The sequence below is a fragment of the Streptomyces sp. NRRL B-24484 genome (genome assembly GCF_000717715.1).
Classification (GTDB): Bacteria; Actinomycetota; Actinomycetes; order Streptomycetales; family Streptomycetaceae; genus Kitasatospora.
In genome coordinates this window covers 14,824-36,452 of sequence record NZ_JOAI01000006.1, presented here as the reverse complement: position 1 = coordinate 36,452, position 21,629 = coordinate 14,824, and the positions used below count along the sequence as shown (strand labels likewise).

General features: G+C 73.7%; 19 protein-coding genes and 1 tRNA gene. 12 read left to right on the top strand and 8 right to left on the bottom strand.

Annotated elements, in window-relative coordinates; translation table 11 throughout:
- Position 1 precedes the first annotated feature (1 nt).
- The 6 genes from IE98_RS0107555 to IE98_RS0107530 all read left to right on the top strand — a co-directional run bounded on the left by IE98_RS0107555 (position 2) and on the right by IE98_RS0107530 (position 6,857).
- Positions 2–1,270 (top strand): PP2C family protein-serine/threonine phosphatase, encoded by a 1,269-nt coding sequence (locus IE98_RS0107555; protein ID WP_063748882.1) that lies wholly within the window; start codon positions 2–4, stop codon positions 1,268–1,270.
- A 236-nt stretch (positions 1,271–1,506) separates the two neighbouring features.
- On the top strand, positions 1,507–2,838 hold the full coding sequence (locus tag IE98_RS0107550; RefSeq protein WP_030266215.1) for a vWA domain-containing protein: 1,332 nt from the start codon (positions 1,507–1,509) through the stop codon (positions 2,836–2,838).
- A 43-nt stretch (positions 2,839–2,881) separates the two neighbouring features.
- Complete coding sequence (locus IE98_RS0107545) at positions 2,882–4,189, top strand: FHA domain-containing protein (RefSeq protein ID WP_030266211.1); 1,308 nt, start codon at positions 2,882–2,884, stop codon at positions 4,187–4,189.
- A gap of 111 nt (positions 4,190–4,300) precedes the next feature.
- The gene (locus IE98_RS0107540) at positions 4,301–5,218 is read left to right on the top strand and encodes an ABC transporter ATP-binding protein (protein WP_030266209.1); all 918 of its coding nucleotides are present in this window, start codon (positions 4,301–4,303) and stop codon (positions 5,216–5,218) included.
- Positions 5,215–6,351, top strand: coding sequence for an ABC transporter permease (locus IE98_RS0107535; protein ID WP_234443447.1), 1,137 nt, complete (start codon positions 5,215–5,217; stop codon positions 6,349–6,351). The genes IE98_RS0107540 and IE98_RS0107535 overlap by 4 nt, the downstream gene beginning before the upstream one ends.
- A gap of 101 nt (positions 6,352–6,452) precedes the next feature.
- A complete protein-coding gene (locus IE98_RS0107530; RefSeq protein ID WP_030266205.1) occupies positions 6,453–6,857 on the top strand; it encodes a globin in 405 nt (134 codons plus the stop codon).
- A 40-nt stretch (positions 6,858–6,897) separates the two neighbouring features.
- Here the strand turns inward: IE98_RS0107530 and IE98_RS0107525 are convergent, their stop codons facing one another.
- The 5 genes from IE98_RS0107525 to IE98_RS0107505 all read right to left on the bottom strand — a co-directional run bounded on the left by IE98_RS0107525 (position 6,898) and on the right by IE98_RS0107505 (position 12,517).
- Positions 6,898–7,620: a hypothetical protein gene (locus tag IE98_RS0107525; RefSeq protein ID WP_234443446.1), complete on the bottom strand. Its 723-nt coding sequence runs from the start codon at positions 7,618–7,620 to the stop codon at positions 6,898–6,900.
- Between the two features lie 7 nt (positions 7,621–7,627).
- Entirely contained in the window at positions 7,628–8,074 is a 447-nt protein-coding gene (locus tag IE98_RS0107520) for an acyl-CoA thioesterase (RefSeq protein WP_030266202.1), read from the bottom strand.
- Positions 8,075–8,204: 130 nt separating this feature from the next.
- Positions 8,205–9,869, bottom strand: coding sequence for an energy-dependent translational throttle protein EttA (gene ettA, locus IE98_RS0107515; protein ID WP_030266199.1), 1,665 nt, complete (start codon positions 9,867–9,869; stop codon positions 8,205–8,207).
- A 331-nt stretch (positions 9,870–10,200) separates the two neighbouring features.
- A complete protein-coding gene (locus IE98_RS0107510; protein ID WP_052390252.1) occupies positions 10,201–11,595 on the bottom strand; it encodes a Cys-Gln thioester bond-forming surface protein in 1,395 nt (464 codons plus the stop codon).
- A 331-nt stretch (positions 11,596–11,926) separates the two neighbouring features.
- On the bottom strand, positions 11,927–12,517 hold the full coding sequence (locus IE98_RS0107505; protein ID WP_078660836.1) for a single-stranded DNA-binding protein: 591 nt from the start codon (positions 12,515–12,517) through the stop codon (positions 11,927–11,929).
- Positions 12,518–13,156: 639 nt separating this feature from the next.
- Here IE98_RS0107505 and IE98_RS0107500 point away from each other — a divergent pair.
- Positions 13,157–13,232: transfer RNA gene (locus IE98_RS0107500), tRNA-Arg, on the top strand.
- Positions 13,233–13,355: 123 nt separating this feature from the next.
- Here IE98_RS0107500 and IE98_RS0107495 read toward each other — a convergent pair.
- Positions 13,356–13,961: a TetR/AcrR family transcriptional regulator gene (locus IE98_RS0107495; RefSeq protein ID WP_030266190.1), complete on the bottom strand. Its 606-nt coding sequence runs from the start codon at positions 13,959–13,961 to the stop codon at positions 13,356–13,358.
- An 85-nt stretch (positions 13,962–14,046) separates the two neighbouring features.
- Between IE98_RS0107495 and IE98_RS0107490 the strand changes: the two genes are divergently transcribed.
- The 3 genes from IE98_RS0107490 (at position 14,047) to IE98_RS0107480 (ending at position 15,967) form a co-directional block, all read left to right on the top strand.
- Positions 14,047–14,613: a GNAT family N-acetyltransferase gene (locus tag IE98_RS0107490; protein ID WP_030266187.1), complete on the top strand. Its 567-nt coding sequence runs from the start codon at positions 14,047–14,049 to the stop codon at positions 14,611–14,613.
- Between the two features lie 120 nt (positions 14,614–14,733).
- Complete coding sequence (locus tag IE98_RS0107485) at positions 14,734–15,153, top strand: RidA family protein (RefSeq protein WP_030266184.1); 420 nt, start codon at positions 14,734–14,736, stop codon at positions 15,151–15,153.
- A 31-nt stretch (positions 15,154–15,184) separates the two neighbouring features.
- On the top strand, positions 15,185–15,967 hold the full coding sequence (locus IE98_RS0107480; protein WP_052390251.1) for an enoyl-CoA hydratase/isomerase family protein: 783 nt from the start codon (positions 15,185–15,187) through the stop codon (positions 15,965–15,967).
- Positions 15,968–15,994: 27 nt separating this feature from the next.
- Here IE98_RS0107480 and IE98_RS0107475 read toward each other — a convergent pair whose 3' ends face one another.
- The gene (locus tag IE98_RS0107475) at positions 15,995–17,224 is read right to left on the bottom strand and encodes an acyl-CoA dehydrogenase family protein (protein ID WP_030266179.1); all 1,230 of its coding nucleotides are present in this window, start codon (positions 17,222–17,224) and stop codon (positions 15,995–15,997) included.
- Positions 17,225–17,333: 109 nt separating this feature from the next.
- On the opposite strand from IE98_RS0107475, the gene IE98_RS0107470 reads away from it, so the two are divergent.
- Both IE98_RS0107470 and IE98_RS0107465 read left to right on the top strand, forming a co-directional pair.
- The gene (locus tag IE98_RS0107470; RefSeq protein WP_078660835.1) at positions 17,334–18,038 is read left to right on the top strand and encodes a TetR family transcriptional regulator; all 705 of its coding nucleotides are present in this window, start codon (positions 17,334–17,336) and stop codon (positions 18,036–18,038) included.
- Between the two features lie 79 nt (positions 18,039–18,117).
- A complete protein-coding gene (locus IE98_RS0107465; protein ID WP_052390249.1) occupies positions 18,118–19,566 on the top strand; it encodes a glycoside hydrolase family 5 protein in 1,449 nt (482 codons plus the stop codon).
- Positions 19,567–19,597: 31 nt separating this feature from the next.
- Here IE98_RS0107465 and IE98_RS0107460 read toward each other — a convergent pair whose 3' ends face one another.
- Positions 19,598–21,622 (bottom strand): M3 family metallopeptidase, encoded by a 2,025-nt coding sequence (locus IE98_RS0107460; RefSeq protein ID WP_030266170.1) that lies wholly within the window; start codon positions 21,620–21,622, stop codon positions 19,598–19,600.
- Positions 21,623–21,629 lie beyond the last annotated feature (7 nt).

The window sequence follows — 21,629 nt, the reverse complement described above, 5'->3', positions numbered from 1 at the left end:
AATGCCGCAGCAGCAGACCGTGTGCCCGAGCTGTGCCGAGCCGCTGGGCCCGGACGACGCCTACTGCGGCGCGTGCGGACACAGCACCGCCGAACCCGCCGCACCCGCCGGGGCACGGGTGGTGACCGACGTCCGGGGCCCCGGGGCCACCGTCCCCGACCTGCAGCCGGCCGGGCCGGCCGCGGGCACCTGCGCGCACTGCGGGGCCGCCGGCCTCGCCGCCGACGGGTACTGCGAGTCCTGCGGCAAGGCCCAGCCGAAGCCGCGCGACCACCAGGAGCGGGCCATGGCCGGCGTCGCCGGCGTCAGCGACCGCGGCCTGCGCCACCACCGCAACGAGGACGCCTTCACCGTCGCCGGCACCTCGCTGCCCGGCGGACGGCCCGCCGTCGTCGCCGTGGTCTGCGACGGCGTCTCCTCCTCGGCCCGCCCGGACGAGGCCTCCGCGACCGCCGTGGACGCCGCCTCCGAGTCGCTGCTCAGCTCGCTCGAACGCGGCGTCGACCCGACGGCCGCGATGCGCCGCGCGATCGCCGACGCCGCCCGGGCCGTCACCGAACTCGCCTACGACGACAAGAGCCGCGCCCGGCCGGACGGCGGCCTCAACGCGCCCGCCTGCACCTACGTCAGCGCCGTCGCGGCGGACGGCCTGGTCACCATCGGCTGGGTCGGCGACACCCGCGCGTACTGGATCCCGGACGACCGCGAGTCTGCCGAGCCCTACCGGCTCACCGAGGACGACTCCTGGGCGGCCCGGATGGTGGCCGCCGGGCTGATGGGCGAGGCCGAGGCGTACGCCGACCCGCGGGCGCACGCCATCACCGGCTGGCTCGGCGCCGACGCCGAGGAGCTGCTGCCGCACACCGTGGCGTTCACCCCGCACGTGCCCGGCGTGGTGCTGATCTGCACCGACGGCCTGTGGAACTACGCGGAGGCCGCCACCGACCTGGCCTTCTTCGTCCGCGCCGACGCCCGGACGGAGCCGCTGGCCGCCGCCCGCTCCCTGGTCGACTTCGCCGTCACCGCCGGCGGGCACGACAACATCACCGTCGCCGTGCTGCCGATCACCCCGGGCGAGGCCGAGCACGAGCCGACCCTGCTCGACCTGCCCGTGCAGCGTCCCGCCGCCGAGGCGGCCCCCGCACCGCAGGGGCACGACGCCACCCTGGCGGACGGGCCGCACCCGGCCCCGCCCGCACCGTCCGCACCCCCGGCCCCGCCCACGCCCCCGATGCCGCCCTTCCCGCCGGCCCCGGCCCCGCGCGACTGACGAGGGCCCCACCCGGGCGCGCCGCAGCAGCGGCGCGCCACCGCCCGCGCGCCCGCCGCACGGGCGCGGCCCGACGACGCCCGCCCCCCTGACGGCGCACCACCACGCACGACCGCACGACCCCACCGCACCACGACTGCACCACGGCCCGACCGCACGACGCCCCGACCGCACGACGACCACGGCACGACGACCCCACCGGACCCGCCCGCCCGCTCGACAGGAGCCCTCAGCCCATGGCAAGTCTGTCCAAGCCGAACGCGCCCCGATTCGACGTCGACATCTTCCAGAACGAGTACCTCGCCGAGGGCGCCCGCGAGGTCAACGCGATCGTCACCGTCACCGCCACCGGCGGCGGCACCTCCGGCGGCCGGCTGCCGGCCTCCGCGGACGGCGGCGACGCCGCCGTGGTGATCATGATCGACTGCTCCGGCTCGATGGACTACCCGGCCTCGAAGATGCGCAACGCCCGCGAGGCGACCGCCGCGGCGATCGACACCCTGCGCGACGGCGTCGCCTTCGCCGTGGTGGCCGGCACCCACGAGGCCAAGGAGGTCTACCCGGGCGGCGGCGAACTGGCGGTCGCCGACCCGTCCGCCCGGGCCGCCGCCAGGACCGCCCTGCGCCGGCTCACACCGATGGGCGGCACCGCGATCGGCACCTGGCTCGCGCTCGCCCACCGCCTCTTCGAGAGCCGCCCGGAGCGTTCCATCCGGCACGGCATCCTGCTCACCGACGGCCGCAACGAGCACGAGAAGCCCGCCGAACTGCAGGCCGTCCTGGACCGGGCCACCGGGTGCTTCACCGCCGACTGCCGCGGCGTCGGCACCGACTGGGAGGTCGACGAGCTGCGCCGGATCTCCTCCGCGCTGCTCGGCACCGTCGACATCGTCGCCGAGCCCTCCGGCCTGGCGGACGACTTCCGGGCGATGATGTCCACCGCCATGGGCAAGCAGGTCGCGGACGTCGCCCTGCGGATCTGGACCCCGGCCAACGCCGTGGTGAAGTACGTCAAGCAGGTCGCCCCCTCGGTCGAGGACCTCACCGGCCGCCGCACCGGTGCCGGGCCGCGGGCCGGCGACTACCCGACCGGCTCCTGGGGCGACGAGAGCCGCGACTACCACGTCTGCGTCGAGGTGCCGGCCGCCGCGGTCGGCGACGAGATGCTGGCCGCCCGGGTCAGCCTGGTGCTGCCGCGGCCCGACGGCACCGCCGAGACGCTCTCCCAGGGCCTCGTGCGGGCCGTGTGGACCGATGACCTGGCCTCCTCCACCCGGATCAACCAGCAGGTGGCCCACTACACCGGTCAGGCCGAGCTGGCCTCGTCCATCCAGGAGGGTCTCGCCGCTCACCGCGCCGGGGACGTCGACCGGGCCACCGCCAAGCTGGGCGCGGCCGTCCGACTCGCCCACGCGACCGGCAACGACGGCACGTTCCGTCTGCTGGAGAAGGTGGTCGACGTGGTGGATCCGAAGGAGGGTACGGTTCGATTCCGTAAGAACGTGAGCGAGGCCGACTCGATGACACTCGAGACCCGGTCGACCAAGACCGTGCGAGTGAAGAGATGACCGGCCGATTCCCTGGGCCGGACCTGCTGATGTGGGGGATTTGATGCCGATCTGCCCTAGGGGCCATGAGTCGCAGGCCGAGGACTGGTGCGACTTCTGCGGCTTCCCGATGACTCCGCCGCCCGGTCTGGCCGTCCCGGGCGCCCCGCCGGCCCAGGGCTCGCCCTTCGGTGCGCCCGCCGGGTCCGGCTACCCGCCGCCCCCGCCCGCCTCCGCCCCGCCGGGGCCGCCCCCGGGCGGTCCGGCCTACGGCGGCCAGGGCGGGTACGAGCGGCCCTCCTACGAGCCGTCCGGCCGTGACTCCGGTTACGGGCAGCCGCCCTACGAGGAGCCGGTCTACGAACGGCGCGGCGGCCTCGGCGGCCTGTCCATCGGCGGCTCCTCGCACGGCGAGCCCTCGCACGGAGGCTCCCCCGACATCACCGCGGGCCTGGTGACCTGCCCGATCTGCCGCAGCCCGCAGACCGGCCGGTACTGCGAGGAGTGCGGCTACGACTACGACCTGTCCGCACCGCAGCGTCCGCCGGCGCCCACCCCTCCCCCGGCGGCCCCGCCCACGGCTCCGCCGCCGCCCCCGCCGGCCGGGCCGCGCGGCGGCTACGGCTACCCGCCGCCGGCCGGCGCCCACGCCCCCGCTCCGCCCGGCCGTGACTCCGGCTACGGGCAGCCGCCCAGCCTGGAGAAGCAGGGCTTCGACCGGCCGGCCCCGCCGCCGTTCGCCGAGCCCGACGGCTACGAGCGGACGGGACCGGTGTACGCCGAGCCCGCCGGCGGACCGGGCAGCGACGGCTTCGGGACGTCCTTCCGGCTGGCCCCGCCCGGCCCGGGCCAGCAGGGCCAGCAGAACCACCAGGGCCAGCCGGGCCCGCACGGGCAGTACGACCAGCACGGCCACCAGGGGCACCCCGGCGCCGGCCAGGCCCCGCCGCCCCCGCCGGTCCGCACCCAGTGGATCGCGGTGGTCAGCGCCGACCGGGACTACTTCGCCGACATGATGGCGCGCAGCGGCCCGGACGCGTCGGGGCTGTTCTTCCCGCCGTACTGCCCCGAGCGGCGCATCCCGCTGACCGGCCGCGGCCAGCTGCGGATCGGCCGGCGCAGCCAGCAGCGCGGCACCGTGCCGGAGATCGACCTGTCGGTGCCGCCGGAGGACCCGGGCGCCTCGCACCAGCACGCCATGCTCGCCGAGCAGCCCGACGGCAGCTGGGTGCTGGTGGACCAGGACTCGACCAACGGCACCACCATGAACGGCGGCGCCGACCCGGTGCCGCCGCACACCGCGATCCCGCTGAACGACGGCGACCGGATCCACGTCGGCGCCTGGACGACGATCACGCTGCACCGCGCCTGACGCCCCCTCGGGCGGGGCCGGTCCGCAACCGGCCCCGCCCGACGGGTTTTCCGCGGGCTTTGCACGCCAACCACCACCGCACCGGCACGCGAACCCCTAATGTCGTGCACCATGACAGCTGCTATATCCGCGGACGGAATACGGAAGCGGTACGGGGACGTCCAGGCCGTCGACGGTGTGTCACTCACCGTCGAGGCGGGCGAGTTCTACGGGATTCTCGGACCGAACGGGGCCGGCAAGACCACCACTCTGGAGATCCTGGAGGGGATCCGCGAGCCCGACGAGGGCCGCGTCGAACTGCTGGGGCTCGCGCCCTGGCCGCGCAACACCGCACTGCTGCCGCGCATCGGCGTGCAGTTCCAGGCGTCGTCGTTCTTCAACCGGCTGACCGCCCGTGAGACGATCCGCACCTTCGCCTCCTTCTACGGCGTCGGACCGAAGCGGGCCGACGCGATGCTCGACAAGGTCGGCCTGGCCGACTCCGCCGCCGTCCAGACCGAGAAGATGTCCGGCGGCCAGGCGCAGCGCCTGTCCATCGCCTGCGCCCTCGTCCACGACCCGGAGCTCGTCTTCCTGGACGAGCCCACGACCGGTCTCGACCCGCAGGCCCGGCGCAACCTCTGGGACCTGCTGCGGGACATCAACGCCGAGGGCCGCACCGTCGTCCTCACCACCCACTACCTCGACGAGGCCGAGGTCCTCTGCGACCGGGTCTCGGTGATGGACCACGGCAAGGTGCTCAAGACGGGCGCACCCGCCGCACTCGTCCGGGAGATCGACGACACCGTCCGGATCAGCGTCGAGTCCGGGCTGCTCGCCGCCGACACCGCGCGCGACCTGTTCACCGCGGCCGGCGCCGAACTGGCCGGGCTGGAGGACGACGGCGTCTCGCTGTCGGTCTCGACCCGCATCCCGGCGCCGGTGCTGTCGGTGCTCGCCGAGCAGAACGCGCTGCGCGGCCTGGAGGTCCGCGGCGCCACCCTGGAGGACGTCTTCCTCCGCCTGACCGGACGGGAGTACCGGGCATGACCGCGACCGCCCCCACCGCGACCGAACGCGAGCCGGCCGCCCCGGCCCCCGGGGCGCCAGAGCGCGCCAGCGCCTTCGTCGGACTCGCCCGGGTCATGCTGCTGGGCTTCGTGCGCGACCGCGGCGCGCTCTTCTTCACCCTGATGATGCCGCTGATCTTCCTGCTGATGTTCGGCACGCTCTTCAAGAGCGCGGGCGCCCCGCACGTGAAGGTCGCCCAGGTCGGCGCCGTCCAGGTGCTCGACTCCGTGCAGGGCGACGACCGCAGGGAACTGGAGAAGGTCCTCACCGTCACCCGGGTCGACGACGAGGCCGCCGCCCTGGAGAAGGTCCGCAAGGGGGACCTCGACGCCCTCGTCGAGCAGGGGCCGAACGGCCAGGTCGTGGTCCGCCACAGCGCCGCCGACCCGGTCAAGGCCGGTAGCGTCCAGGCGATCGTGGACAACCTGGTGAAGGCCGCCAACCAGGCGGCGTCCGGCAAGCCGCCGGCGTTCACCATGCAGTCCGTCCAGGTCGAGGACCGGTCGCTCAAGCCGATCCAGTACCTCACGCCGGGCCTGCTCGGCTGGGCCATCGCCTCCGGCGCGGTCTACGGCGCCTCCTTCACCCTGATCAACTGGCGCACCAAGCGGGTGCTGCGCAGGCTGCGGCTCGCACCGGTCTCCATCCCGGCGGTGATCGGCGCCCGGGTCGCGGTGAACTGCGTGATCGCCCTGGCCCAGACGGCGATCTTCCTGCTCATCGCCACCACGCCGTTCTTCGGGCTGAAACTCAGCGGCGACTGGTGGCTGATCGTGCCGCTGGTGCTCTGTGCCACCGTCGCCTTCATGTCGATCGGCCTGCTCACCGGCGGGCTCGCCAAGACCGAGGAGGCGGCGAACGGCATCAACCAGCTGATCATCCTGCCGATGTCCTTCCTCGGCGGGGCGTTCATCCCGATCGACGGCAGCCCGGGCTGGCTGCAGACCGTCTCCAAGGTCTTCCCGCTGCGCTACCTGGTCACCGCCTCGCAGTCGGTGCTCAGCCGCGGCGGCGGCGTCATGGACGCGCTGCCCGCGATGGGCGGACTGCTGGCCTTCTCGGCCGTGCTCTGCCTGATCGCCTGGCGCTTCTTCAACTGGGACGACGTGTAGTCGCGGCGCCACGGGGACGCACCGGACCCGTGACGGGCGGCGGGGGTCGTAGGCCGGAAGACCGGTGTACGGCCCCCGCGGCCGTCTGCGACCATGGTCGGGTGAACGAGACCCGGCAGAACACTCTTCCCGAGGAGACCTTCTTCGACGCGGTCGGCGGCGAGGCCACCTTCCGTCGGCTGGTGCACCGCTTCTACCAGGGGGTCGCCCAGGACGAGCTGCTGCGGCCGATGTACCCCGAGGAGGACCTCGGCCCGGCCGAGGAGCGGTTCGCGCTCTTCCTCATGCAGTACTGGGGCGGGCCACGGACGTACAGCGACGAGCGCGGCCACCCGCGGCTGCGGATGCGGCACGCCCCGTTCAAGGTCGACCGCGCCGCGCACGACGCCTGGCTGCGGCACATGCGCACCGCCCTCGACGAGCTGGACCTGCCCGAGGACGCCGAGCGCCAGCTCTGGGACTACCTGACCTACGCCGCCGCCTCGATGATCAACACCGCGGGCTGAGCGGGGCCGGGCCTCGCCCTGCACGATCCGGAAGAAGGACCTACCGCAGCGGGCTCAGGCCCAGGCCCGCGCCGGGCGCGGCCGCGCTGCGGACGGCGACCGAACCGGCCGGCGCGCTCAACCGCAGCCAGCCGCCCGCACGGTGCGCGGTCAGCGGCACCGCGGGCCGCAGGAATCCGATCACGTAGGCCGCGTGCGCGGCACGCAGCGGAAGCTCCGGGACGGCACTCAGCGGGCGCGACCAGATCTCGTCGGCCAGCGCGTCCAGCACCTGCCGCGAACGGTGGTGCTCCGGAATCTCCTCGCTGCGCCGGCGGAACTCGCCGACCGCGGCGGACACCTCCGGCAGCACCTCGAAGGCCTGCGGTTCGGCGACCGGCTGCCAGCCCGTCCGCGGCGGCAGCAGACCGGCCCACGCCGGTCCGGTGACCGGCGGCGGCACCGCCACGGTGCCGCTCTCCACGTCCACGGCCTCCAGCAGCTGCCCGGCCGAGACGGTGGTGTCCGTCCCGGACGTCGGGCCGGCCAGCCGCGCGGTGCGGACGGCGATCGCTCCCGCGGAACCCAGCGGGAGCCGGCCGAAGACCGCCAGGACGCCACCGGACTCCGGGCCGGGCACGGCCTGCAGGCGGACGGCGGCCGCCCTGTCGAAGCGCAGCAGCCGGCCCAGGAACGCGGCGAGGTCCGCCGCCCCGCCGCTCTCGGCGAGGACGAGTGCGGCGGGCCGACCGGTCACGGGGGTGCTGCTCACGTCGCTGGTCACGTCCGGATCAGGCCGCGGCCACGGCGGCGGGCACCGCGTCCATGAAGCGGGAGAGGAACTCCCGCTCGACCGGGCTGATCCGGCGCGGCCGGCCCTCGGCCAGGTCGTAGGGGACGACGACGGTGGAGGCCTTCACGTAGACCGTCTCGGTGCCGTCCGGCGCGGTGTCCTTGATCTCGTAGGACACCGTGAGGGAGGCGCCGCCGATCTTGGTGACCCAGGTCTCGATCGTCACCGGGGCGGGACGGTGCACCAGCGGCTTCTTGTACTCGATCTCGTGGCGCGCCACCACCGAACCGCCCGCGAACTCGCCCGCGCCGGCCTCGGCGGCCTGGGTGAACATGAAGTCGATCCGGGCCTCCTCCAGGTAGCGCAGGAAGACCACGTTGTTGACGTGGCCGAAGGCGTCCATGTCGGACCACCGCAGGGGGCAGGCGTAGATGTGGCGTGCCACGAAGGATCTCCTCAGACTTCCGGTCGCCCGCGGCCGGGCCGCGGGCGGGTGGCCGGGCGGCCGCCCCGAGGGGCAGCCTGCCCGGCCCTTGTTGCGCCGGCGTTGCCGGCGGCTGTTGTCGCGGGGACGGTCAGCCGCGGGTCAGCTTCTTGTAGGTGGCGCGGTGCGGGCGGGCGGCGTCCGGGCCGAGCCGCTCGATCTTGTTCTTCTCGTACGACTCGAAGTTGCCCTCGAACCAGAACCACTTGCTGTCGCCCTCGTAGGCGAGGATGTGGGTGGCGACCCGGTCCAGGAACCAGCGGTCGTGGGAGATGACCACGGCGCAGCCGGGGAAGTCGAGCAGCGCGTTCTCCAGCGAGGAGAGCGTCTCGACGTCCAGGTCGTTGGTGGGCTCGTCGAGGAGCAGCAGGTTGCCGCCCTGCTTGAGGGTGAGCGCCAGGTTGAGGCGGTTGCGCTCACCGCCGGAGAGCACGCCGGCCGGCTTCTGCTGGTCCGGGCCCTTGAAGCCGAACGCGGAGACGTAGGCGCGGGACGGCATCTCGACCTGGCCGACGTTGATCCAGTCGAGGCCGTCGGAGACGACCTCCCACAGGGTCTTCTTCGGGTCGATGTTGGCGCGGTTCTGGTCGACGTAGCTGATCTTGACGGTCTCGCCGACCTTGACCTTGCCGTCGTCCGGGGTCTCCAGGCCCTGCAGCATCTTGAACAGGGTGGTCTTGCCGGCGCCGTTGGGGCCGATCACGCCGACGATGCCGTTGCGCGGCAGGGTGAAGCTCAGGTCGTCGATGAGCAGCTTCTCGCCGAAGCCCTTGGAGAGGTTGTCCACCTCGACGACGACGCTGCCCAGGCGCGGGCCCGGCGGGATCTGGATCTCCTCGAAGTCCAGCTTCCGCATCTTGTCGGCCTCGGCCGCCATCTCCTCGTAACGGGCGAGACGGGCCTTCGACTTGGCCTGGCGGCCCTTGGCGTTGGAGCGGACCCACTCCAGCTCTTCCTTGAGCCGCTTGGCGCGCTTGGCGTCCTTCTGGCCCTCGACCTTGAGACGGGTCTGCTTGGTCTCCAGGTAGGTGGAGTAGTTGCCCTCGTAGGGGAACGCGCGACCGCGGTCGAGCTCCAGGATCCACTGGGCGACGTTGTCGAGGAAGTACCGGTCGTGGGTGACCGCGACGACGGTGCCGGCGTACTTGGCGAGGTGCTGCTCCAGCCAGTTCACCGACTCGGCGTCGAGGTGGTTGGTGGGCTCGTCGAGGAGCAGCAGGTCGGGGGCCTCCAGCAGCAGCTTGCAGAGCGCGACGCGGCGCTTCTCGCCACCGGAGAGCTTGGTGACCGGCCAGTCGCCGGGCGGGCAGCCCAGGGCGTCCATGGCCTGCTCCAGCTGGGCGTCGAGGTCCCAGGCGTTGGCGTGGTCCAGGTCCTCCTGGAGGCGGCCCATCTCCTCGAGCAGCGCGTCCGAGTAGTCGGTCGCCATCAGCTCGGCGATCTCGTTGAACCGGTCGAGCTTGCCCTTGACCTCCTTGACGCCGTCCTGGACGTTCTCCAGGACCGTCTTGGACTCGTCGAGCGGGGGCTCCTGGAGGAGCATGCCGACGGTGTAGCCCGGCGAGAGGAACGCGTCGCCGTTGGACGGCTGCTCCAGCCCGGCCATCATCTTCAGCACCGTGGACTTACCGGCGCCGTTGGGGCCGACGACGCCGATCTTCGCTCCGGGGAGGAAGGAGAGCGTCACGTCGTCAAGGATGACCTTGTCGCCGTGTGCCTTGCGCACCTTGCGCATGGTGTAGATGTATTCCGCCACGTGAGATCGCTCCGGCGTCGTCGGGTGTATTCGGCTTGCAGCCTTCCATTGTGCCGCACTGCGCGGCGCCGCCCGAACTCCCGCCGGTCACACGGGCCGGACCGCACCGGGTGCGGGGCGGCGGCCCCGACCGGGCGGTGCGCCGCGGTACGGGGCCGGGGCGGTGCGCAGCGGTACGGGCCGGGCGGGGCGGTACGGGGGCGGGCAAGGCGACGGCCCCGCCCTCCGGTGTCGGAGGACGGGGCCGGGCCCGGTGTCACGTCCCGGGTGTCACCCCGGGGGTCGCACCGCGGGTGCCACGGCCGTGGGAACGGCCCGCACCCCGGGTGGTTCAGGCCGCGGAGCGACCGTGGCGGCCGCGACGGCGCAGGGCGAACACCGCACCGCCGCCGGCGGCGACGAGCAGGGCCGCGATGCCGGCGATCATGCCGGTGTGGCTGCCGCCACCGGTGCTGGCCAGGCTGCCGCCGGTGGTCGAGCCGGTGGTGCCGCCGGTCGTACCACCGGTGGTGGTGCCGCCCGTGGTGCCGCCGTTCGTGCCACCGGTGGTGCTGGTGGTCTTGCAGTCGAGGATGCCCTTGAACTCCTCGGTCAGGTTCGGGCCGCTCACCTTGATGTCGTAGGTGGCGTCCTCGGCGACCGGCACGAGCACGGTCTCGGTCTTGCCGGCACCGACGGTGACGGACTTGCCCGGGGTGATCGTGACGGTGGCCTGCTCGTCACCGCTGTTGGTGACGGTGACCTGGACGCCGTTCTTGGTGCAGTCGACCTTGGAGGTGGCCTCCAGCAGCGGGCCCTTGGCCTGCGTCCAGGTGGCCTTGGCGGTCTTGGCGACGCTCAGCTCCTCGGAGCCGGCCAGGATCATGGTCTGGCTGTGCTTGTCCGGGGTGTAGCCGACGCTCAGGAAGACGCGGCCGGTGGGCACCGAGGTGGTGGCCGAGGCCTTGACCGTGGCCGAGCCGGCCGCGGTGCCCGAGGGGACGTCCAGGAACAGCTTGGTGTCCTTGGCGATCGGGCCCTTCAGGTCGGAGACGGACTTGCCGTCCTGGTCGACCAGCTTGACCTTGCCGCCGGAGGTGTCGCCGGACAGCGCCAGCTTGACCGCCGAGGCGCTGCTGTTGAGGGTGAACGGGCCGAGCTTGCTGCCCGACTTGCCGTTCACCGACGCCGGGTCGAGGTCCAGCGAGGGCGCCGGCTCCTCCTTCAGACCGGTGTTCTTGCTGCCCGCCAGGTAGTCGGTGAGCTGCTTGGCCTCGGCGTCGACCGGGGTGGCCGCGGTCTTGTTGTCGGAGTAGCGCCAGATCGCGGCCTGGGTGCCGGCCGCGGCGTCCTCCTTGGTGAACTCGCCCTTGATGCCGACGGCGGCCTTCACCGCGTCGAGCGAGAGCTTCGGGTAGGAGTGCTCGAGGATCCAGCGGATCTTGCCCGCCGCCTCGGCCTTGCCCGGGGCGCCGAGCGAGCTCGACGCCCAGTTCGACTCCTGGTACTTGACCGCGTCCTTGATCCGGACGCCGTGGTCGATGTCGATGCAGTACGTCTGGATGAGCTTGCCGTCATCCGTCTTCAGCGTGAAAAGACCGCCCTGGATCACGTGGCCGCCACCGGTGTCGACGGCCCCGCTGACCATGGTCGGCTGGATCGTCGCGGTGATGCCCGCGCCGCCGTCGGCCGAAGCTGCGCCGGCGAACGACAGGCCGCTCGCCACGGCGATGCCGGTCGCGAGCATGACAGTACCTATGCGGGAGACAGCCCGCTTCTGGCTGTGGAACATGAGTGATCCCTCCGGGCCGGGCCCTGCCGATGGCAGCCCGCCCTGCAAAGCGGTGCCCCCTGTGACACCGCTGCACATGTGTGGACCCGACGCATCATATTGAGGGTTGAGACGCTTCCCATAGTTGTGCGGAACCAGGACAGTTCCGTTGTCGTTCCGTTATCAAGCCGTCGGGGAACCGTTTTGGTTGACGCTTCACCAGATCCAACGGATCGTCATCGCACCGTCCTTGCAGCGACCCTGTCGCCCCCTCCGCCCGCCGCCTCCCGCCGGCGGCGACGGGCGGTCAGTCGGCGTCGGCACCGGACGCACCCGCGGCACCTGCGAGCACCGGCGGTGACGCCGGACCAACTGCCCCCGCCGGCCCGGCAGTCGTCCGGTCGGCCGCCCGCCGGGCCTCCACCGCGGCGACGATCCACTCCGGCACCGCCTCGCCGACCGGCGCGGGATCACCCACCCGCCGGCCGCCCGAAGGACCGAACGCATCCGAACCGACCTTCTCCCGGTCGGGCCGTCCGCGGACGGCCCACCGGAAGGCGGAGGTGCCGCGGGAGAGGTCGTGGCCCACTGAGCGGGCGTCGATCTCCACCGCCGTCCGGCGGCGGTCCTCCTCGCCCCACTCGCGGACCCGCAGCCGGCCGCTGACGACCACCGGATCGCCCTTGTTCACCGAACTCACCAGATTGGTCGCGAGCCATCGCCAGGCCACCACCGTCACCCAGGTCGTCTCGCCGTCGACCCAGTCGCCGGTGCCGCGGTCGAAGCGGCGCTCCGTGGTGGCCATCCGGAAGTTGGCCACCGGCACGCCGGCCGGCGTCTGCGCGTAGGTGACCGTCGACGCGACATTGCCGACGATCGTCACCAGGGTCTCATTCACAAGAACTCCCTCCGGGCGGAAAATGTCCGAGCCGAATCGCTCGCACCCGGATGCTGTCGCACCGGCGGAATTTCCGGGCGGCCCGGCGGAAACCTGTGGAAAACCCCGGGGTGTGGAAAACCGGACCCACTCGGGCGAGTGAATATGAACAGGAATTCGAGATTCCGCGAACGACCCATCCTGCGAGGTCATGACAACGCCGCACCCGGTCCACACCGTGCACGGGGCCCCTAACGGGTGGCCGCCGCCCGCTTCCGACCAGGTCATCCAACCGAAGTAACCCAAATCCGACCCCCACCGCACGGACGCCGGGGCGATTCACACGCCGAATCCATAACAGGTGAGGAGGCAGCCCCGTAACGACTGCACAACGTCCGGGTCCAGATCCCCTCAGACCGCTGCACGTCCGGCCGCCACCTGCGATTATCGGACCGCTCCACCGGGGCCGACACACCCGAAGCGGTGCCGGAAGGCCCGACGGAGGATGCAGTCACCCTTATCCTGTCCCGGGCGTCCCGTGCCGGACGGGCCGAGGCCCCACCCACCCAGCCGTACCCGGGAGCCCCGCGCGGGCCCCGCCCGAACGCCCGCCGGTCTGCCGCCGCCCAGGTCGGCACCCCTGCGGGCCGCGCCAGTCTTGCCCCCATAGCTCAGCGGATAGAGCACCCGCCTTCTAAGCGGTAGGTCGCAGGTTCGAATCCTGCTGGGGGCGCCAGCACACCGGCACCGCCGCCGCCTCGCACCGCCGCCGTCCCGCACGACGGCCCTCCGCCGGTTCCGGCCACCCCTGCGTCCCCGCACCCCGCACCCCCGTGCCCCCGTGCCCCCGCGCACGGGATCAGCCCGCGGCCACGCCCGCGAGGTACCCGTCCAGCAGCGCGGCCTGGCGCTCCGCCGGGAACTCCTCCGGCGCGAACAGCGCCTGCACGACCAGCCCCAGGACGAAGGACTGCGCGGCGGCCGCGATCTCCTCCGGCGTCCGGCCGGCGGGCAGTTCGCCCAGCCGCTGGGCATCGGCGACGAGTTCGGCCATCCGCCGGCGGGATCGCCGGTAGCGCCCGGCGTGCTCCTCGGCCAGCCCGCCGTCGGCCAGCGCGGCGTCCCAGGAGCCGACCCAGATCCGGTTGTCGGCGGCGCTCGCGGCGTCCAGCGGCAGCACGTCCAGCAGCACGGCGCGCAGCATCGGCAGGCCGCCGGCCGGGGCGGTGCTCTCGGCCGCGGGGCGCGGCCGGGCCGCCGTCCGCCGGTCCAGCACCTCCAGCGCATGGGCCACCAGGGCCCGCTTGTTGGGGAAGTAGTGGGTGAGCAGCCCGGTGCTGGCGCCCATCTCGGCGGCCACGGCACGCAGGGTGAGGCCGCCGAAGCCGCGGTCGGCCAGCACCCGCCAGACCGCCTCGGAGACGTCTCGGCGGCGGGCGTCGTGGTCTCCACGGGCTGGCGTCATGCGCGCTATGGTACCTACCAAACGTTTGTTACGTACCGGCGGCGCGATCCGCCGCCGGTCGCCGCCGACCGGAGGGACGACCGCCGTGTACGCCGTACCGCTCGCCGAGGATGCCGAGCTGTGCCCGCTGGAGCCGTGGCAGGCCGCGGAATTCTTCGACCACATGGAGCGCGCCCGGGGCAACACCGCCCCGTGGATCCCCTGGGCCACCCGGTCCACCGATCTCGAATCGGCCCGGGCGACGCTGCAGGGATTTGCCGATCGGCAGGCTGCCGACACCGGCCGGATCTTCGGAATCCGGCTCGGCGGCACGCTGGTCGGCGGTGTGATGTTCGTGCGCTTCGACGTCGCGTCCGGGGTCTGCGAAATCGGGGCGTGGACGGAAAAGGACGGGGAGGGCCGCGGTCTGATCAGCGCCGCCGTCCGCCGGCTGATCGACTACGCGCTGGTCGAACGCGGGATGCACAAGGTCGAGTGGTGGAACAGCAGCGGCAATTCACGCAGCCGGGCGGTGGCGCAGCGGATGGGCATGCACCACGACGGCACCATGCGCGAGCACGTGCTGCACGGCGGGGTCCGGCAGGACTACGAGGTGTGGTCGGTGCTGGCCCGCGAGTGGCGGGCCGACGGCGGCGGCGCGCAGTCCGGGTGACCCGGCCGGCGGCCCGGCCGGCCCCGGGGAAAACCGGATGACAGCGGGTGCTCCGCCGACGGACGATCGGGGGCCGGCCGGTGCCGGCACAGAGTCCGCCGAGCCGAGGAGGCCCTTCGCATGGTCCAGCGCAGCATCGTCCCGAGCCTCTTCCCGCCGCCCGGCTACGCGCACACGGCGGTGGTGGAGCCCGGCACCCGCCTGGTGTTCCTGGCCGGCGGGGTGCCGCTGGACGCGGACGGGAAGCTGGTCGGCCCCGGTGACGGCCCGGCGCAGGCCCGCCAGGTGCTGGCCAATCTGGAGGAGGCGCTGCGGCACGCCGGCAGCACCCTCGCCGACGTGGTGGCCAGCACGGTGTACGTGGTCTCGCCCGAACCGGGTCCGCTCTCCGAGGTGTGGGACGTGGTGAACGCCTCCGCCCTGGCCGACGGTCCGCACACGTCGACGCTGCTCGGCGTGGCCTGCCTCGGCTACACCGGCCAGTTGGTGGAGATCACAGTGACCGCCGTGGTCCGCGAGGACGCCGCTGTGGAAGGGTGAGGGGCATCCCGATCAGCCCCCGGAGGCAGTGATGGTCCACGTGTTGGAGACCGGTGTCGCCGGCCTGCGTGCGGAACTCGACGGCCCGGTGGCCACGCTGGTGCTGGACCGGCCGGAGCGGCGCAACGCGATGACGCTGGCGATGTGGCGGGGCCTGCCGGGAGTGCTGGGGCTGATCGCGGCGCAGCCGGGCGTGCGGGCGCTGCTGGTGACGGGGGCGGCCCGGACGTTCTGCGCGGGCGCGGACATCGGGGAACTGTCCGAGGTGTACGGCGATCCGGCGCACGCGGACGCGTACCACGCGGACAACGTGGCGGCGGAGGAGGCGCTGGCGGCCTTCCCGCACCCGACGGTCGCGGTGGTGCACGGTGCCTGCGTGGGCGGGGGCTGTCAGCTGGCGGTCGCCTGCGACCTGCGGTTCGCGGCGCACGACGCGCGGTTCGGGATCACCCCGGCGAAGCTGGGCGTGGTGTACCCGTCGGTGCCGACGGTGCGGCTGGCCTCGCTGGTGGGGCCGGCGCGGGCCAAGTACCTGCTGTTCTCGGGCGAGTTGGTGACCGCGGAGCGGGCGGAGCGGTTCGGCCTGGTGGACGAGGTGCTGCCGGCCACCGAACTGGACGGCCGGGCGAGGGAGTTCGCCGGTCTGCTGGCGAAGCGCTCGCCGCAGACGATCGGTGCCGTGAAGGCCGCGCTGTCGGTCGTGCCGCAGGAGGCGGCCGCGGCGGTTGCGCCGTGGGAGCGCGAGTCCCGTGAGGCGCCGGACGTCCGGGAGGGCCTGGCCGCCTTCCTGGAGCGGCGCGAGCCCCGATTCTGAGGCCGGGGCCCGGCGCCGCCGCCCGGGTCAGCGGATCGGCATCCCCGAGATGGCGCGGGAGATGACCAGCCGCTGGATCTCGCTGGTGCCCTCGAAGATGGTGTAGATGGCGCTGTCGCGGTGCATCCGCTCGACCGGGTACTCGCGGGTGAAGCCGTTGCCGCCCAGGATCTGCATGGCCTGCGAGGTGACCCACTTCGCGGTCTCGCCGGCGTAGAGCTTGGACATCGAGCCCTCGGCGTTGTGGAAGGGCTGGTTGGTGGCGGCCATCCAGGAGGCCCGCCAGACCAGCAGCCGGGCGGCGTCGATCCGGGTCTTCATGTCGGCGAGCTGGAAGGCGACGCCCTGGTTGTCGATGATCGGGCGGCCGAACTGCACCCGGGTCTTCGCGTAGTCGAGGGCGACCTCGTAGGCGGCCCGGGCGATGCCGACGGCCTGCGCGCCGACCGCGGGGCGGGACGCCTCGAAGGTGGCCATCGCGGCGTTCTTGCCCTTGGCGCCGCCGGCGCCGGCGGCGCGCTCGCGGGCCCGGGCGAGCCGCTCGTCGAGCTTCTCCTTGCCGCCGAGCAGGCAGTGGCCGGGCACCCGGACGCCGTCGACGACGACCTCGGCGGTGTGCGAGGCGCGGATGCCGTGCTTCTTGAACTTCTGGCCCTGGGATAGGCCCGGGGTGCCCGGCGGGACGACGAACGAGGCCTGGCCGCGGGCGCCGAGGGCCGGGTCGACGGTGGCGACGACGACGTGGACGTCGGCGATGCCGCCGTTGGTGGCCCAGGTCTTGGTGCCGTTCAGCACCCACTCGTCCTTGGCCTCGTCGTAGACGGCGCGGGTGCGCAGGGCGGAGACGTCGGAGCCGGCGTCGGGCTCGGAGGAGCAGAACGCGGCGACCTTGACGTCGTCGGGGGTGCCGAACATCTGCGGGGCCCAGGTGCCGATCTGCTCGTCGGTGCCGTTGGCGAGCACGGCGACGGCGGCGAGTGTGGTGCCGACGATCGCCAGGCCGATGCCGGCGTCGCCCCAGAAGAGCTCCTCCATGGCGATCGGGATGCCGACCCCGGAGGGGTCGAAGTACTGCTGGGCGTAGAAGTCCAGGGAGTAGATGCCGATCTTGGCGGCCTCCTGGATGATCGGCCAGGGGGTCTCCTCGCGCTCGTCCCACTCGGCGGCCGCCGGCCGGATCACGTCGGCGGCGAAGCCGTGCAGCCAGTCGCGGACGGCGGTCTGGTCCGGTCCGGGGTCCAGGGAGAAGGTGCTCATCGGGAATGCCTCCGCAGGAGCGTGCACGAGGGGAAGGGCGGGAGCGGCGGCGCCGCAGCATGGTGTTACCTCGGGTAACATCGGGGGAGTCTGCTACTCATTGGTAGCGATGTCAACGCTCGACCGAGGAGGACGCAGCACCGTGTCGACCCCCGCCGCAGCACCGGCCGGCGAACCCCGCCGCGAGCAGCTGCTCAACGCCGCCGACCGGGTCGTCCAGCGCGAGGGGCCGGGCGCCAGCATGAACGCCATCGCGGCCGAGGCGGGCATCACCAAGCCGATCCTCTACCGGCACTTCGGCGACCGGAACGGCCTGATCGCCGCCCTGACGGAGCGCCACACCGCGGGCCTGCTGGAGACCGTCCGCGCGGCGCTGAGCGAGCCGCTGGAGCGCCGCGACCAGGTCGAGCACGTCATCGACACCTACCTGGCGGCGATCGAGTCCCGCCCCCAGGTGTACCGGCTGCTCACCCACCCCGAGCCTGGCGACCCGACCGGCGCCGGGAACGCACTGGCGCCGGCGCTGAAGCAGATCGCCGAGGAGATCACCCGGGCCGTGCAGACCCAGGTCGACCTGGGCGCCGACACCCCGCTGCTCTCCGAGGCCTGGGGGCGCGCGATCACCGGGATGGTGCTGGCCGCCGGGGACTGGTGGCTGGACCGGCGGCCCTGCCCGCGGCCGCGGATGGTGCAGGCGCTGGCCGACCTGCTCTGGGGCCGGCTCGCCGCGGCCGCCGCCCTGCCGCCGGTGGTGGCACCCCCCGCACCCGGCCCCGAGGACGCCGCCGAGCCGGCCGCACCGGAAGAAACCTGAGCACTGCTCACCTCTTGCGGCGGCGGGAGCTGACGGCGCATCATCGCGCTCACACCCACTCCCCCGTGCGAGGTGGCCCGTGCGCGTCCTCCGTACCGCTGCGGCACTGCTCCTGACCGCCGCCGTCCTGCTCGGCGCCGCACCCCCCGCGGCCGCCGCACCCGCCCCGGGTGCCGGCCGGACACCGGCCGGCACCGTCACCACCCCCGACGGGCGGACGCTCTTCACCGACCGGGACGGCCGCGTCCTGCAGCTGCGCGGCTTCAACCTCGACAAGTACGCCGAGGCCGACGCCGCCGACCTGGGCGACATCGCCGCCCGGGGCTTCACCCTCGTCCGGATCGCCGTCTCCTGGACCCGCCTCGAACCGGCCCCCGGCCGTTACGACCGGGGTGAACTCACCCGCGTCCACCGGCTGCTGGACGCCGCGGCCCGGCACGGGCTGCTCGCCGTCGTCGACTTCCACCAGGACGTCTACGGGCCCGCCTTCGGCGGCGGCGACCGCGGCGTCCCGGTGTGGGCGACCCGGGACGACGGACTGCCCTTCGAACCCGACCCGGACGACTGGTTCGCCGGCTACTTCCAGCCCGCCGTGCAGGCCGCCTTCCGCCACCTCTACGACGACGCCGACCTGCGCCGCGCCCAGGCGGCGCTGTACACCACCGTCGCCCGCGAGCTGCGCGGCCACCCGGCCCTGCTGGGCTACGACCTGTTCAACGAGCCGTTCGGGCCGGTCGACGGCGACCCGGCCGACCCCGCCGTGCTGGCCGCCGCCGCGGCCGAACTGGAGCAGGGCCGGCTCGCCGGCATGTACCGGCGGCTGATCACCGCGGTGCGCCGGGTCGACGACCGCGCCTGGCTGTTCGTCGAGCCGACCGTGCTGGTCGGCCAGGGCGTGCCGACCCGGCTGCCGCAGTTCGCCGACCCCCGCCCGGGCGCGGCCCGGATCGGCTACGCCCCGCACTTCTACGACACCGCCGTGGAGGCCGGGCAGGACTGGGACCCGGCCGGCGGCTTCGTCGGGCGCTACACCGAGGCGGTCACCGCCTACCCGCGGGCCGGCCGGCTGCCCGTCCTGGTCGGCGAGTGGGGCCCGCCGAGCGCCCGCACCCCCGGCAACGCACGCCTGGTGGAGCGCCAGGTCGCCGCCATGACGGGCTTCGCCGCCGGCTGGACGATGTGGTACTGGTGCCGCGGCGACGGCGGGTACTGCGCACTCGGCCCGGACGGCCGCCCCGCCCCCGGCGACGGCCCCGCCTTCGGCCCGTACGCCACCGCCCTCGGCGGGCGGCCGTCCGCCGAGTCCTTCGGGGGCGGCCGCTACCGCCTCGCCCTCGCCACCGGGCGGCGCGGCACGGCGACCACGATCGCGGTGCCAGCCGGCGCCTTCCCGCAGGGGTTCCGGGTGCAGGCCCCCGGCGCCCGGGTCGAGGTCCGGCCGCCGCAGGGCGACCGGGCCGGGTCGGTGCGGCTGGTGTACCCCGCCGCCCGGCCCGGCACCCCGGTCACCGTGCTGCTGACGCCCTGACCGCCGGGGCCGTGCGCCCCGCCCGGCCGGCTCAGGCCAGGCCGCGGCGGGCCAGCAGCGGGCCGATCTCCGGGTCGCGGCCGACCACCGCGCGGAAGCAGTCCAGCGCCGGCCGGCTGCCGCCGCGGGCCAGCAGCTCGCGGCGGAACACCTCGCCGCTCTCCCGCGCCCCGAGGCCGTTCGAGGCGAACCACTCGACGGTGTCCGCGTCCAGCACCTCCGACCAGATGTACGCGTAGTACCCGGCGCTGTACTCGCCCGAGAACACGTGGCTGAAGTACGCCGTCCGGTAGCGCGGCGGCACCGCGGCCACCGCGAGGCCGGCCCGGGCGAGCGCCTGCGCCTCGAACTCCTCGGCGTCCGCGACCTCGGTGCCGGCCGGCAGGGTGTGCCAGGCCCAGTCGATCACGGCCGCGCCCAGGTACTCGACGGTGCGGAAGCCCTGGCCGAAGGACTCCGCCGCCGCCATCCGCTCCACCAGCTCGGCCGGCAGCGGCTCCCCGGTGGCGTGGTGGCGGGCGTAGTTGGCCAGCACCTCCGGCCGGACCATCCACATCTCGTTGACCTGGGAGGGGAACTCCACGAAGTCGCGCGGCACTTCGGTGCCGGCGAACAGCGGGTAGCGGACGTCCGAGAACAGCCCGTGCAGCGCGTGCCCGAACTCGTGGAAGAGCGTGCGCACCTCGTCCCAGGTGAGCAGCGCCGGCTCGCCGGGCGCCGGCTTCGCGATGTTGAGGTTGTTCACCACCACCGGGCGCTTGCCCAGCAGGTGCGACTGCTGGACCAGTTCGTTCATCCAGGCGCCGCCGCGCTTGGAGTCGCGGGCGAAGAAGTCGCCGACGAACAGGCCGAGCGAGCCGCCGTCCCCGTCGAACACCTCGAAGACCCGGGCGTCCGGGTGGTACGCCACCAGCTCCGGCCGCTCCTGCAGCACCACCCCGTAGACCAGCTGCGCCGCGAAGAACACGCCGTCGTGCAGCACCCGTTCGAGTTCCAGGTAGGGGCGCAGCTCCGCCGCGTCCACCCGGTACGCGGTCTGCCGCACCCGCTCCGCGTAGTACGCCCAGTCGTGCGCCGCGATCGAGGTGAGGCCGTCCGCGCGGGCGGCGGCGAGCAGTTCGGCGGCCTCCCGCTCGGCGTTGGCCACCGCCGGGCCGGCCAGCCGGGCGAGCATCGCGTCGACCGCGGCCACGCTGCCCGCGGTCTCGTCGGCCACCACGTACGCGGCGTGGCTCGGGTGGCCGAGCAGGGCGGCGCGCTCGGCCCGCAGCCCGGCCGTCCGGATCGCCAGCGGCCCGTTCGTGGCGGCCGCCCGGCCGAGCGAGGCCGCCAGCAGCCGCTCGCGCATCGAGCGGTCGGTGAGCTGGGCGAGCTCGGTCTGGTTGGAGAAGTTCTTCAGGCTGAGCACGTACGAGCCGTCCCGGCCGAGCGCCCGGCCGTTCTCGGCGGCCGCGGCGACCGCGTCCGCGGACAGCCCGGCGAGCCGCTCGGGCCCGTCCAGCACGATCGCCCGGGCCCGGGTGTCGTCCATGAGGTTGCGGCGGAAGGCGGTGGCGGCGGCGGCCAGTTCGGCGTTGATCTCGCGCAGCCGCTGCTGGTCGGCGGCGGGCAGCTCGGCGCCGGCCCGGACGAACGCGGTGTGCCGGCGCTCCAGCAGCCGCAGCGACTCCGGGTCGAGGCCGAGCTCGGAGCGGCGGCGGTACAGCGCGTCGATCCGGGCGAACAGCCCGGCGTCCAGGTGCACGGCGTCCCGGTGGCGGGCCAGCCGCGGGCTGATCTCGGCGTCCAGCTCCTGCAGCCCCGGGCTGGTGTCGGAGTCCCCCTGGTTCTCGAACGCGACGGCGACCCGCTTCAGCAGCGCACCCGAACGCTCCAGCGCCACGACCGTGTTGTCGAAGGTCGGCGGCTCCGGGTCGGCCACGATCCCGGCGATCTCGGTGAGCTGCAGCGCCATGCCCTGCTCGAAGGCCGGCAGGTAGTGCTCCTCGCGGATCTCGGCGAAGGGCGGCAGCTCGTGGACCAGGGTGCTGGTCGGGAAGAAGGGGTTGTCGGTCATTTCGCCG

Excerpts from the sequence above, each read along its gene's own strand:
- IE98_RS0107545 (WP_030266211.1), top strand. The coding sequence starts at position 2,882 with ATGCCGATCTGCCCTAGGGGCCATGAGTCGCAGGCCGAGGACTGGTGC.
- IE98_RS0107555 (WP_063748882.1), top strand. The coding sequence starts at position 2 with ATGCCGCAGCAGCAGACCGTGTGCCCGAGCTGTGCCGAGCCGCTGGGC.
- IE98_RS0107495 (WP_030266190.1), bottom strand. The coding sequence starts at position 13,961 with ATGACGCCAGCCCGTGGAGACCACGACGCCCGCCGCCGAGACGTCTCC.
- IE98_RS0107480 (WP_052390251.1), top strand. The coding sequence starts at position 15,185 with ATGGTCCACGTGTTGGAGACCGGTGTCGCCGGCCTGCGTGCGGAACTC.
- IE98_RS0107470 (WP_078660835.1), top strand. The coding sequence starts at position 17,334 with ATGTCAACGCTCGACCGAGGAGGACGCAGCACCGTGTCGACCCCCGCC.
- IE98_RS0107540 (WP_030266209.1), top strand. The coding sequence starts at position 4,301 with ATGACAGCTGCTATATCCGCGGACGGAATACGGAAGCGGTACGGGGAC.
- IE98_RS0107510 (WP_052390252.1), bottom strand. The coding sequence starts at position 11,595 with ATGCTCGCGACCGGCATCGCCGTGGCGAGCGGCCTGTCGTTCGCCGGC.
- IE98_RS0107485 (WP_030266184.1), top strand. The coding sequence starts at position 14,734 with ATGGTCCAGCGCAGCATCGTCCCGAGCCTCTTCCCGCCGCCCGGCTAC.
- IE98_RS0107460 (WP_030266170.1), bottom strand. The coding sequence starts at position 21,622 with ATGACCGACAACCCCTTCTTCCCGACCAGCACCCTGGTCCACGAGCTG.
- IE98_RS0107550 (WP_030266215.1), top strand. The coding sequence starts at position 1,507 with ATGGCAAGTCTGTCCAAGCCGAACGCGCCCCGATTCGACGTCGACATC.
- IE98_RS0107475 (WP_030266179.1), bottom strand. The coding sequence starts at position 17,224 with ATGAGCACCTTCTCCCTGGACCCCGGACCGGACCAGACCGCCGTCCGC.
- IE98_RS0107535 (WP_234443447.1), top strand. The coding sequence starts at position 5,215 with ATGACCGCGACCGCCCCCACCGCGACCGAACGCGAGCCGGCCGCCCCG.